At 50.4% G+C, this 12,177-nt stretch carries 11 protein-coding genes; 7 read left to right on the forward strand and 4 right to left on the reverse strand.

The genetic code is table 11. The features are described from left to right. Positions 1-124: 124 nt before the first annotated feature. A complete protein-coding gene (locus tag H581_RS0115600; RefSeq protein WP_028610827.1) occupies positions 125-1,261 on the reverse strand; it encodes a copper amine oxidase N-terminal domain-containing protein in 1,137 nt (378 codons plus the stop codon). 92 nt (positions 1,262-1,353) lie between these two features. After that, complete coding sequence (locus H581_RS0115605; RefSeq protein ID WP_028610828.1) at positions 1,354-2,238, reverse strand: LysR family transcriptional regulator; 885 nt, start codon at positions 2,236-2,238, stop codon at positions 1,354-1,356. 108 nt (positions 2,239-2,346) lie between these two features. Between H581_RS0115605 and H581_RS0115610 the strand changes: the two genes are divergently transcribed. From H581_RS0115610 to H581_RS0115620, 3 genes are all read left to right on the forward strand, one after another. Then, entirely contained in the window at positions 2,347-3,627 is a 1,281-nt protein-coding gene (locus tag H581_RS0115610; protein WP_028610829.1) for an adenylosuccinate synthase, read from the forward strand. A 175-nt stretch (positions 3,628-3,802) separates the two neighbouring features. Next, positions 3,803-6,037 (forward strand): PrsW family glutamic-type intramembrane protease, encoded by a 2,235-nt coding sequence (locus H581_RS34175; protein WP_245600042.1) that lies wholly within the window; start codon positions 3,803-3,805, stop codon positions 6,035-6,037. A 1-nt stretch (position 6,038) separates the two neighbouring features. Next, positions 6,039-6,368 (forward strand): hypothetical protein, encoded by a 330-nt coding sequence (locus H581_RS0115620; protein ID WP_028610830.1) that lies wholly within the window; start codon positions 6,039-6,041, stop codon positions 6,366-6,368. A 77-nt stretch (positions 6,369-6,445) separates the two neighbouring features. Here H581_RS0115620 and H581_RS0115625 read toward each other — a convergent pair whose 3' ends face one another. Continuing rightward, positions 6,446-7,330: a LysR family transcriptional regulator gene (locus H581_RS0115625; RefSeq protein WP_028610831.1), complete on the reverse strand. Its 885-nt coding sequence runs from the start codon at positions 7,328-7,330 to the stop codon at positions 6,446-6,448. A 183-nt stretch (positions 7,331-7,513) separates the two neighbouring features. Here H581_RS0115625 and H581_RS0115630 point away from each other — a divergent pair, with 183 nt between their 5' ends. The 3 genes from H581_RS0115630 (at position 7,514) to H581_RS37925 (ending at position 10,181) form a co-directional block, all read left to right on the forward strand. After that, positions 7,514-8,884: an MFS transporter gene (locus H581_RS0115630; protein ID WP_028610832.1), complete on the forward strand. Its 1,371-nt coding sequence runs from the start codon at positions 7,514-7,516 to the stop codon at positions 8,882-8,884. Between the two features lie 88 nt (positions 8,885-8,972). Next, entirely contained in the window at positions 8,973-9,890 is a 918-nt protein-coding gene (locus H581_RS0115635) for an NADP-dependent oxidoreductase (protein ID WP_028610833.1), read from the forward strand. Between the two features lie 129 nt (positions 9,891-10,019). Continuing rightward, complete coding sequence (locus H581_RS37925) at positions 10,020-10,181, forward strand: NUDIX hydrolase (protein ID WP_156889592.1); 162 nt, start codon at positions 10,020-10,022, stop codon at positions 10,179-10,181. Positions 10,182-10,363: 182 nt separating this feature from the next. Here H581_RS37925 and H581_RS34180 read toward each other — a convergent pair whose 3' ends face one another. Further along, complete coding sequence (locus H581_RS34180) at positions 10,364-10,777, reverse strand: winged helix-turn-helix transcriptional regulator (RefSeq protein ID WP_051250832.1); 414 nt, start codon at positions 10,775-10,777, stop codon at positions 10,364-10,366. A gap of 142 nt (positions 10,778-10,919) precedes the next feature. Here H581_RS34180 and H581_RS0115650 point away from each other — a divergent pair, with 142 nt between their 5' ends. Beyond that, complete coding sequence (locus H581_RS0115650; protein ID WP_028610834.1) at positions 10,920-11,693, forward strand: NAD(P)H-dependent oxidoreductase; 774 nt, start codon at positions 10,920-10,922, stop codon at positions 11,691-11,693. The last annotated feature ends 484 nt before the right edge of the window (positions 11,694-12,177 follow it).

A 12,177-nucleotide genomic window follows, 5' to 3' on the forward strand; every position in this document is an offset into this window, starting at 1 on the left:
TTAACGCAGCCTCATCCTGAATTAAAAGAATAAAGCACTTCTGCGTATGGCCATGAAGGATCAACCTTCATTGTTATCCATTGCAGAAGTGCTTTTTCTGTAATTAAATCAGTAGATGGAAGGTTTAGGTTCCCGGTGTTAAGGTGACCTGAATATCATCAACATAGTAGGTGGTTAGACCTTCATAACCGGAGTCACTGCCGATAATGACGAACAGCTCTCCCGAAGCATTAGTCTTTAGCGTCGCTGCGTGACTCATCGTCTTTTGCTGGAAACCTTCCGTATCGCTATCGGGTTTAACCATATTACCGACGATTTTCAAATCGTCCCCCTCGGTGGATTGGTTTCCTTTATCCAGGTTGAGCTTGAAGTACGTATTTTCCCCATCACGTTCCTTCGTAACCTCCGGCTCTTTCGAAGCAAAGCCCGCTTTTATGCTGACAGCTTCTCCGGGAGCGCCTCCTACGCCCATCATGTCGCCGGCTTGATTCGTGTACAAGCTGAACGACAGTGCGGCATCATAAACGGTGTCGGGCTTTAAACCGCTTATTTTTTGCGTCGTGTACATAAACAAGTCGTCGCTGCGGTTCATTCCGTTCAGCTTCAGCGCATAATTGGTTGTGTTACCCTCAATTGCAATCAACTCCCTGGCATAGGAAAGCTCATAAATCGAAGGGTCGTATTCTACGGGCAGATCGGCAAATCCGCCCAACCAGCCCTCATCGCCGCGATCGAACGAATAGCTTTCCGAGATAACGCCGGCTTCTTCGCCATTCACTTTAACGGTTACTTTTTTCGTAGCCGCTTCCCAATTCGTGCTTGAGCCAAGCAATTGCGCAACGCTATTCGCAGGGACGAAGGCATGTCCGCGTGTAACGGTAACTTTTGCCGGGAGCTTGGTATTTTTCACAAAAGTGCCCGCTGCGGTGTCATCGCCCGCTTTAAGCGCGACGGTCAATCCGCCTCTAGTCAGATGGATCGTCTTCTCCAATGGATCCCAGTCAATAGCCGCATCCAAGCCTTCAGCCAGAGCACGCACGGGTACCATTGCAGTCCCTTTCTCCATATATGGCGCGACGGCGAGCTTCATGGCTCCGTTATTGCCGATAGCCTGCAGACTGCCAATCTGAAATTGAACGGACGGTAAGTCGTTCTCATCCGCGCCGAACACCGTGGTGATTGGAAGGACCGCAGTCAGAGCTGCAGCTGCAGCCATTGCAACGATACCTTTTCTTTTATTCTTCATCTTAAAGTTTGTCATTAGATGCACCTGCTTTCATATCGTTGGTGGTGTGTACAGCATTCTTAACGCCAAGCCGATTGAAAAGGTTGCAAAACGGTTACTTGCGCATTTCAGGCATCTGGCAGCAACTCGATAAAACGGCTCGCGGCTTTCGCTAGAGGGACGTCCTTCAGCTTGATGATGCCGATTTTTCTTGGAGGAATCGGATTGGTCAGTTTAATTTCATAAACCAACGATTGATCAAGCTCCTTTGTAATAAATTCCTTGATGACACATGCGATACCAAATCCGGTCCTTGTGAACTCCAAGAGCAGGTCGTTGCTGCCAAGCTCGATTTCAGGCTTGATCGTGACGCCATTGCGGCTGGTGAACCCGTCGATGTATGCTCGCGTACTGCTGCCCTTCTCCAGCAGTAGAATCGGGTAACCCGCCAATGTTTCGATCGAAACCGGCACTTCCGTCAGATGTCTGAATTTTTCGCCTGCAATAAAACAATCTTCAATTCGCATACTTTCCCGGATGTCGATTTTAGGATCCTGTACGGGCAGGTTTACGATACCGAAATCGATTTTTCCTTGTTTTAAAAGGTTAATCGTCTCGGGCGTGGTACGGTTGGTCACTTGAAATTTAATTGCCGGGTATGTCTGATGGAAAGCTTCCATATAGGAAAGCAGGTAATGCTTGCATAACGTATCGCCGGCTCCGATTTTTATTTCGCCTCCCGACAACTGATGTAACTCGGCCATTTTTCTTTCTCCGGTATTAATGAAATTGAAGGCTTGATCAATATATTTAAAAAGCAATTCACCTTCATGCGTCAACTTGACCCCTTTGGAGGTCCGGAAGAACAATTGCCCTCCAAGCCTCGATTCCAATTGTTTAATGGAATGAGTGACTGCAGGCTGTGTGATGTACAGTTCTTCCGCGGCTCTGGACAAATTGCCCGCTTTAGCAGCGAAGTAGAATACGCGATACCACTCCATGTTTTCGACCATGTCATCAATCTCCTTTATATCATGTATTATCAATATTAATTTCATTTATAGTTATATCCTCATTATAATTAGCTGTAGGAAACGATTTCAAGTGAGAGGACAGTGATTATGGGAATTACGGCTGTTGTCGGAGCGAATTGGGGCGATGAGGGAAAAGGCAAGATTACGGACGTGCTGGCGGCGGAAGCCCATTATGTGGTGCGGTATCAGGGCGGGAGCAACGCAGGGCATACGATTATTAATCCGATGGGTAAATTCGCGCTTCATTTGCTGCCGTCAGGCGTTTTTTATCCGAAAGTGGTCAATGTAATCGGCCCCGGAGTCGCATTAAATGCCGAGGATTTGCTTCGCGAGTACGATGAGCTGATTTCCCGGGGGGTGCCAAATCCGATTATCCGCGTGTCCGACCGGGCACAGGTTGTACTGCCTTATCACAAGCTGCTGGATGCCTTGGAGGAGGAGCGGCTGGGCGAGCGGCAATTCGGTTCAACGAAATCGGGAATTGCCCCCTTTTATGCGGATAAATATTTGAAGCTTGGCATACAGGTAGCGGATTTATATGATCCGGAGAGGCTTAGGCAGAGATTGGAAGCATCGCTGGCGCCGAAGAATACGCTGCTGACACATCTTTATAAGAGGCCGATCATTTCAATCGATGCGTTATTAGAGAATTTGACGTCGAGTGCCGAGCGGTTGAAGCCATTTATTTGTGACACAACCGTTCTGTTGCGCCAAGCATTGGCTCGCGGAGAGAAAATTCTTCTGGAAGGTCAGCTTGGCGCATTGCGGGACCCGGATCACGGCATATATCCATACTCCACTTCTTCATCGACGCTTGCGGGATTCGCGGCGGTTGGCGCGGGTGTACCCCCATATTCGATCCATGAGATCGTAGCCGTCGTCAAAGCGTACTCGAGCTGCGTCGGCGCAGGACCGTTCATATCGGAAATTGAAGGCGGTCCCGGCGATGAGCTTCGCAAGCTGGGAGGGGATGCAGGCGAATACGGCGCAACGACCGGACGTCCCAGAAGGTTGGGATGGTTCGACGCCATCGCTACCCGATACGGGTGCATGCTGCAGGGTTCAACGGAAGCGGCGCTTACAAACCTCGACGTACTCGGGTATCTAAATGAGATCCCGGTGTGCACAGCATATGAAATCGATGGCAGGATAACAGAGGATTTTCCCGTATCGTCTATGTTGAAGCGCGCTAAACCTGTGTGGAAAAAGCTTCCCGGGTGGAGAGAGGATATTTCCGAAATTCGCAGCTTTGACACACTGCCGGTTAATGCCCGAAAATATGTTCAATTCATTGAAGAGCAAATCGGCCTACCGATTCGCCGAATTTCAGTCGGTCCTAAACGAGACCAGATAATTGATAGAAGATAAGCTCTCCCATCGATAGTTAAGCGGATCGATCAAACAAGGATTTCTCCAAGTCATGGACCCTGTGACCTTTGGAGAACTCCTTTTTTATATCGATGATGGTTCGATGGGGGTGGGAAAAAAGTCCAATTTTTGTTCGATCGATCTATTTTATGGGTCAACGCCCGGATTATCGAGTATGATTTGTAGAGACACCACGATCTTAACTCCGAAATGGATAACCGGAACGATCATGGATTTCCCGGCTTTCACATGGAAATTCGGTTGGGGAGGGATCGATACGAATACGATATGGCGGATCCGAAACGGAATCAGAGACTACGCGGAAGCAGCTTACTTATTCGTACGGAAAATACCGCAGCGTTATCCGTGGCTCAAAACGATCTACGCGATATGGTGCTGGCTGTCGCTGCTGCTGTTCATCGCGGGCTTATTCCTGTTCCGGGATTCGCGAACTATGCTGGTGCAGTATCTATGGTCGTTTTATGTGATGCTGCAGTTCTGGCTGTTATGCCGAAGTAAGACGTTTACATGGAAAAAAACCGCGGCATTCATGCTGCTCGGAGTCTTCCTCGTGATCCCGGTTACGGCATGGACGCTGTTGACGGCACACGGTTTGTTCGGCGGACGGACGTCGAATACCTGGTCGGTCGCGGTGCTCACTCCCATCTTCGAAGAGATTTGGAAGCTGCTCCCTCTGGGGATGTATTTGCTCTTCTCGCGCAGGGCGTCATCGATGAGCTTGAGCGACTATACGTTGGCGGGAGCGGCCGCAGGCGTCGGCTTCCAGCTCATGGAAGAGCTTAGCCGCAGATGGCTGAACTCAGGATTGATTGGACGGACGTACGGTTACAGCACGACGCTGCTGGGAGGAGAGACGATCCACTGGGATTTTTGGACGCTTTTTCCGGGCCGGTTCGAGGAGAGCTTCCTGCCGAGTCTCATGATGGTCAGCCATCCGGTACATACGGCGATGGTCACTCTTGGACTTGGGTTAGCCATTCGAAGCCGTAAGCGGCTGACGAACGCTGTCTACGCCCTGCCTGCGCTGCTGCTGGCCTGGTCGATTCTGGAGCATGCCGCATACAACGGGCAGAACTCTTTGCCGGACTGGATCATGAAGCTCAACGATTGGACCGGAAGCGGCTATCAGGCGAAGAGTTTCTTCCTGCTGATGCTGATCCTGGGGCTTATCCTGGATTATATCGCGCTCTACCTTGTGAAGAGCCGGCTCCCGATGATGGCGGGCGAGCGGTTCATTGATCCGCTTAGTGAGCTGTGGCATATGACGGCTGCTTTCGCGCAGAGGCGTGAAAGCTTCTCCAGCGTAATGGCCTGGACGAGAGAGCGCAGGGAGATGGGGTTTTCCTTGCTGTACGGCAATGCCGAGGCAATGTCCGTCCGGGAAGAGTTGAACGTTCGTATGCAGCGCCACTACCGAATGGCGGCAGGCCTTACCGCAATCTTGCTTGTCGCAGGCCTGATCGCGGGCTTCGCCGCATACTCGCAGGCAGCCGTTCATCCTGCAGACAGCGCATGCTTCTCCTGCTTGTTCGACTCGCTTCAGAATTGGTGGGACCGGCTCAGCTTCGGGGAGAAGGGGGCAATCGTGCTTGGAGCGTTCGCTCTATCCCTGCTGTTTGTCGGCTTCTGGCCGGCGCTGGGCATCGCGTTGACTGCCGCGAGCATCCCGGGGAGCGGTCACGAGATTGCTAAAACCATCCGGGATCCCAAACGGCTGCTCACGCCCGAGAATGCCATCGCCGCTTTGCTGGCTCTGGCGCTAAGCCGCGTTCCTTTCGGGCGTCTGGCGGATGAGTTCGTCAAGAAAGGCGGAAAGCGGCTCAAGGACTGGCTGGATAAGCTGTTCAAGCGCAGGACCAAGCCTGATCCGGACGTATCCCATAAGCCGGATATAGACGAACCGGACAAGAAACCCGATCCCGAAGAGCAAGCTCCGCCGAAAGAGTCTGACGATTATGTACACTGGAGTAAAGCAAAGTACAAAGGTATTGAGCTGTACGACAGCCGTAATGGAGCGCTCGGAGAGTTCGACGGTATCGATGTCGAGAACGGCATTTTCTATGAAGCCAAGTCAGCCGAAGGGTTGAATCGCATTCATCCCAAAACCGGCAAGCCGCAGCAGACGCCGCAGCAATTTACGGATAAACAGCTCTACCAGAAAACGCGGACCCGCATCAACAACCTGATGGAAAAGGCGGTAGGGACGAGGACAACGCCTGATGGGACATCGGACATTCCGAGCTTGGAGGAGATCAAGGGGATCCGCAACTTCCAGTTCCAGCTGGACGGCGACTCGCCGGAGCTTCGCGCCGCGGCTGAGAATAGTCTGAACCGCCTGCGCCAGGAATTCCCGGATTACACATTTACCATAAGATTTGGAGTGAAGTAAGATGTCGATTAGCGCCATTATCATCGATCCCGAGGATGAATTCGAACGCTCATTCATGCTGCCGATCGCGACAGAGTCCTTCTATAAAAAGTACTGGGAGCCGGCTATTGAAGAGCTTGGCCTGCAGTGGACCGCTCTGTTCCAGGGCGGGACGGATGTGGAGAGAGAGGATGTGCCTTCGGTCCTGGAGGAGATCACGCGGTTGAAGGATTGGGTGCGATCCAGGATGGACGGAGACGAACAGGAGCATATGCTGCGGAGGCTGGATCTGCTGGAGAGCGAGCTTCCCAAAGCGTTTCGGCGCGGAGCCGCGGTCGTCTATATCGGGTAGCTGTTGGTTAAGGCCGGATCATGCAAATGAAAAAGAAAAATAACTCTCGTTGATGAGAGTTATTTTTCATTGCTCTATTAACTGCCTTGTATGCGATTTTGATCTAAATACTGAATGACAAAATCCCTAAAACTGCGAGCCGCCATGGAAAGGTATCGTTTGTTATGCCATACGATTTTGAAGTTCCGCTGGCAAACGGGATATTCGATGCTCAGCAGATGAAGGGGGGAATTCGGTCCTCCGCAATTGCCGACCAGCGCAACGCCCAGACCTGCGGAGACTAAATTGGCAATCGCGCCGGGTTCGTCTACTCTGCAGACGTAATTGGGCGATATCCCCGCCTTATAGAGGAAATCCTCATTCATTTTCTGAAAATGAAACCCTTCTTTATATCCGATAAAAGGCTCATCCGCGATATCGTTTAAGAGGACGCTCGAATGGCCTGCCAAACGATGCGAGGGGGGAACAGCCAGATACACCTCTTCGTTTAGTACGGTCACCGCACTGAAATCCGGCCTTTCCATAGGCATAGGAGTAAAACAGATGTCCACTTCACCGGCTTCCATGAGATGAGCCATCTCACTTAAAGAAGCCTGTGTGATCCGAAAGTTGACTGTCGGATGAAGGGAAAGGAAAGCTTTCAAAGGCTCCGACAATCGATCCAGCGTTGATGTCGCCAAATGAATGCTCCCGTGCTCCAAACCCGCAAGATCGGATACTTCTTTCTGGCCCTCCTCCAATAGGGTAAGCGCCGCATCCACTTTATTCAAGAACGCTTTACCGAACGGATTGAGTCGAATTTGCCTACCGTCTCGGTCAAACAGCGGAACCCCCACATCCTTCTCCAGCCGGGCGATCGTCTTGCTGAGAGCGGGCTGCGCGATCCGCAGCTCTTGCGCCGCCTTCGTCATATGCTCCATTCTGGCCACCGTGCGAAAATATTGCAGCTGCAGCAGCTCCATCGATGCTCCTCCTCTTATATACTCAACGGAATGTATGTTATAGAGTAAGATGTATTTTTATTTATCAATTATCCGATATAAAATAAATCTATGCAAGCGGAATATAAACTTCCCTGGAAGAAGGGGCTTGCCATTCGATTTGGTGTGAGGGGGATCTCCACCATGTGAAAGCGGGATGAAGAAGTGGAAGCCGAAGTTCAACAGCAACCCAGTGAAAAATTGATTCGAATTCTCGCATTCACGCTGATCATCTCCGTGATGAGCGCGACGATGTTCAATATCGTGCTGCCCGAGATCCGCGCGGAATTCCAGCTTTCCTTCGTGCAAGTGAGCTCAGTTACGTCCGCCTTTTTGTTAATCTATGCTATCGGTACCGTGATTTATGGGAAACTGGCCGACATCTACAAGCTTAAAAATCTGATCACGTTCGGCCTGATCTTTTTTGCCTTCGGCTCCATGATCGGTCTCGTCGCCCACGCTTTCTGGATGGTTCTTCTCGGCCGAATAATGCAAGCAGCAGGAGCGGCGGTAATTCCGGCAACGGCCGGTATAATACCGGTTCGTTATTTTCCTCCGGAGAGCCGCGGAAGAGCTTTGGGGATTGCGATGACCGGTCTGGCGATCGGCGGTGCAATCGGCCCTGTCGTCGCCTCTTTCCTGGTTAGTGCCGTTCATTGGCGGTGGCTGTTCTGCTTTCCGATCTTAACCTTGCTCACCTTGCCCTATTACCGCAAATATTTGGATGATGAAAGCGGCAATACAGGGAACATCGATTGGTTGGGCGGCGGTCTTCTAGCCGGAACAGTTGCGATGCTGCTGCTTGCCATTACGAACAAGGCATGGATACCGGCTGCAGGCTGCCTGATGTTCTTCCTCTTATTCGTGATGAGAATCAGGTCCGCGGCGAAACCGTTCATTCATCCTGGATTGTTTCGTAATAAAAACTATACCCTGGGGCTCACTATTGCATTACTGACAAGCGGGATCGGTTACTCGATTGCGTTTCTGATCCCGCAGCTCTTAACGGAGGCTAATCATCTGGCTCCGGGACTCGTCGGCTTAGCTATGGTACCGGCAGCCGTCACCACTGCGATTCTAGGTCGTAAAGCCGGCAAGCTTGCGGATGCAAAAGGGAATCCGTATCTTTTTTGCACGGCATCCGTACTCTTAATGCTTTGTTTTGTTCTCTTGTCATCCTTTGCGGGAGTGTCTCCCGTCTATATTGCCATCTTTCTGATCTTCGGCAATGTGGGCCAATCGTTCATCATGATTGCCTTATCGAATACGATTTCCAGGACGCTGCCGAAGGATCAGACCGGAGTCGGCATGGGACTGCTGGCGATGATCAACTTTATTGCAGCGGCCGTTTCGTCCAGTGTTTACAGCTTGACGCTTGACCAAGGCACGAGTATGAATTGGAATGCGGTGAATTCGTTTCCTGTCGCATTCGTGTACAGCAATATTTATTTCGTTCTTGCCATTCTGCATGCGGCGATTCTGCTGCTCTATTATTATCAATTCGGCAGAGCTGAGCGGAAGAGGAAGGCGTCATGATTTCAATGCTTTCCCGATTGGGAACTTGACGTACCGAGGCGGAGTTTTGAGATTTTACCAATGAATCAGAAATGAAGGAGGATATTATATGAAAGCAGCTGCTATAACAGCATTCGGAGGACCTGAGGTCATGAGGGTGATGGAGTTTCCGGACCCACAGGCCGGTCCGGGTCAAGTTCGTGTCCGGGTAAAAGCAGCCGGCGTGCAGCATTTCGACTGCGCGGTGCGCAATGGCTGGACGCCTGCCTATGGGATCGAGGTGAAGCTTCCGCAAATTCCGGGCAACGAATTCGCAGGGATCGTGGATCAGGTCGGAGACGGTGTAACCGGCATCTCCGTAGGCAGTGAAGTGCTTGGCTTCGCTTTGTTGAATTGTTACGCCGAATATGTGGTCATCGGCGCCGACCAAATCGTGAGCAAGCCCAGTGCAATGTCTTGGGAAGAAGCCGGCGGATTGACCGGCAACGGTCAAGGTGCTTATATCGCTTTGAAAGCGATCGGCATCAAGCCGGGCGATACCGTCTTGATCAACGGCGCAGCCGGATCATTGGGCGCATTCGCTGTCCAACTGGCGAAGGAGTGGGGGGCCAAGACCGTCATCGGCACAGCCAGCGTGAATAATCACGATTATATCCGTTCGTTGGGAGCAATACCGGTTACGTACGAGGAAGGTTTGGCCAATCGAGTGCGGAAGCTTGCACCGGACGGCGTCGACGCCGCTTTCGATACGGCAGGGGGCGAAGGGCTTAAGGCGGCGGTGGAGCTGGTACAAGACAAAAACCGTATCTGCACGTTCTTCGCCTACGATCTCATTGAGGAGCTTGGCCTTCGCGTCGTCCGCGGCGAACGCTCGGCGTCCCGCCTTGCGGAGCTGGTGGAGCTTCATTCCAAGGGCAGACTTCATATTCACATCAGGGATAGCTTCCCGCTGGAACGTGCGGAAGATGCGCACCGGGCTCTGGAAACCAGGCACGGCCGCGGGAAAATCGTTCTTAAGATGGATTAACGCATTTCATGTAACCGGTCAGCTTGGCCTGCTGCCGTTATCTCAATTATCGGGCAGTATAGCGCAGTTATCTTTCACTCATTGTGCCAATATATGGTACAATGAGTGAAATGCTGTAAGGAGGAATCCATGAATCTAGCGAATAAAATTACTAATAGAGTTGATGTTGCATATTCATTAATTACAAATGAGGAGCAAGACAAGGTATTAATCGTTAGAAATATTCACTCCTCAAGTTGGTCATTACCTGGTGATGGCTTTGTCGAGATCGCCGCTGAACACAACCATTGAGCTGTCGTCTGAACGGGTTGCTGCCGGATCAGATGCAGAAGGAACAAAAGGGCTTCCTTTACTTAAGTAAGCTTCAATCATACCGCTTTGAGTCTTGCCAACTTTAATCATTCGATTGCGTGACATTTGTGCCCAAGCTTGAATATCTTCATAAAACCCAGGATAGGAAAGCTCCAGCTCAGTCAGGTCGTTGACTGTTCCTCGGAAGCATATAGATTCATCTTAGCTTGATGGGCATGTGGCGCTACCCCATTAACTCTGTTTTTATGCTTCTCCCCCCAGTCCTTCATAAGTAAAATGATTGGTTCCAAAGTTCTTCCGAAATCAGTTAGAGAATACTCTACCCTTGGAGGGACCTCTTTATAAATCTCGCGGTGAATTATTCCATCTCGTTCCAACTCCCTTAACTGTAAAGTAAGCATACGTTGAGTAATACAAGGATGAAGTTTTCGAAATTCGTTAAACCTCTTTTTGCCGTCAATAAGATGATAAAGTATGATCCCTTTCCATTTTCCGCCAATTACATCCAATGTTGTCTCCACTGGACATCCTTCAGAGTTGGAAGAATAATCAAATCCAATTTTTCGATTTCTCATGTAGTTCACTCCTAATAGTATATTTTTTGATACTATATACAATTAATGTGCGTACTTCTTATATTTAAATTATACATTATAATGAAACTCATGCGACACATAATAAAGTATAGTAAGCAAAAAACAGATGGAGAGTGAAATCATGAAGAAGAATGTGATGATTGTTTATGCGCATCCCGAACCAACGTCGTTGACCCGCCAGCTCGTTGAGGAGTCTGTGCAGACACTTCAGGAACAAGGGCACGAAGTCGCGTTGTCGGACCTGTACGGTATGCACTGGAAGGCAGTGTTCGATGAACGCGACTTCCCGACCAGAGCTAATCCCGATCGACTGTCCTTCGTGACAGAGTCGGGGCACGCCTACTCGACTGACCAACAGACAGCAGACGTTACATCCGAGCAGCAGAAGCTGGTTGCCGCCGACGCGGTGATATTCCATTTTCCGCTTTGGTGGTTTAGCATGCCAGCCATCCTTAAGGGCTGGGTGGACCGGGTGTTCGCTTATGGGTTGGCTTATGGCTACAAAGGTGAAGGAAATCGCTATCGCTACGGCAATGGTGGCTTGAAAGGAAAGCGGGCAATGCTGTCAGTGACCGTCGGGGGGCCGGAGATAGACTATTCGCCGCGAGGCATCAACGGGCCACTAGAGCAGCTACTGTTCCCTATCACCCACGGTACTCTCTTCTTCTCCGGCATGGATGTGCTACCTACTCATGCGGTTTACGGAACCGGTCGCATCACGGCAGCCGATGTAGACGCAGCGAAAGTAGCTTGGCGCTCACGTCTCGAGCATCTCTTCGAGGACGAGTCCATCCCCTTCCGGCGTCAAAATGGTGGAGACTATCCGGACCGCCACGTACTCGCAAACCATGTCGCTGTTGGACAGACCGGATTGTTGGCTCACATTGCAGAATAGCGTAGCGCGCCCCGGAGAAAGGGGGTTCAGCGGTTATCGGAACAGTGATCACCATACTGGAGTTGTACCTTTGCAGTTGCGCGTAACAAGTCGGAAGACTCGGGTAGGATAACACAGCGGCGATAGTGGCGGTCTATGCATGAATATGAATTAATCGGAATAGGTTATTATGCGGAGCCGTACAAGCTTCGCGATTCAAATAAATAGGCGCTTAAGAAAGATAGCTCTTGATAACGAGAGCTATCTTTTTTTGTTTTTAATTTATATTAATAAAGAAAAGCATTTTTTCGTTTTGGGGTACGAAAATTTTAACTAGACGGGCATGGGGTTGGGACAGCAGAACGCAAAATACGTACGTTTACAATTGTGTTGCATCGTGATTTGGTCATGATGGGCTAAGTTTTGTTGCATTAAGCCTCCAATCACTTGTTAATACAATGTATTACACAACACAATCGATCTTGTGCTGTATTCTTAACGTACG

Origin of the sequence: Paenibacillus harenae DSM 16969, from assembly GCF_000422465.1 — a bacterium.
Classification (GTDB): Bacteria; Bacillota; Bacilli; order Paenibacillales; family Paenibacillaceae; genus Pristimantibacillus; species Pristimantibacillus harenae.

Coding starts and splice junctions, on each gene's coding strand:
- H581_RS0115600 (WP_028610827.1), bottom strand. CDS start 1,261: ATGACAAACTTTAAGATGAAGAATAAAAGAAAAGGTATCGTTGCAATG.
- H581_RS0115605 (WP_028610828.1), bottom strand. CDS start 2,238: ATGGTCGAAAACATGGAGTGGTATCGCGTATTCTACTTCGCTGCTAAA.
- H581_RS0115610 (WP_028610829.1), top strand. CDS start 2,347: ATGGGAATTACGGCTGTTGTCGGAGCGAATTGGGGCGATGAGGGAAAA.
- H581_RS34175 (WP_245600042.1), top strand. CDS start 3,803: ATGATTTGTAGAGACACCACGATCTTAACTCCGAAATGGATAACCGGA.
- H581_RS0115620 (WP_028610830.1), top strand. CDS start 6,039: ATGTCGATTAGCGCCATTATCATCGATCCCGAGGATGAATTCGAACGC.
- H581_RS0115625 (WP_028610831.1), bottom strand. CDS start 7,330: ATGGAGCTGCTGCAGCTGCAATATTTTCGCACGGTGGCCAGAATGGAG.
- H581_RS0115635 (WP_028610833.1), top strand. CDS start 8,973: ATGAAAGCAGCTGCTATAACAGCATTCGGAGGACCTGAGGTCATGAGG.
- H581_RS37925 (WP_156889592.1), top strand. CDS start 10,020: ATGAATCTAGCGAATAAAATTACTAATAGAGTTGATGTTGCATATTCA.
- H581_RS34180 (WP_051250832.1), bottom strand. CDS start 10,777: ATGAGAAATCGAAAAATTGGATTTGATTATTCTTCCAACTCTGAAGGA.
- H581_RS0115650 (WP_028610834.1), top strand. CDS start 10,920: ATGAAGAAGAATGTGATGATTGTTTATGCGCATCCCGAACCAACGTCG.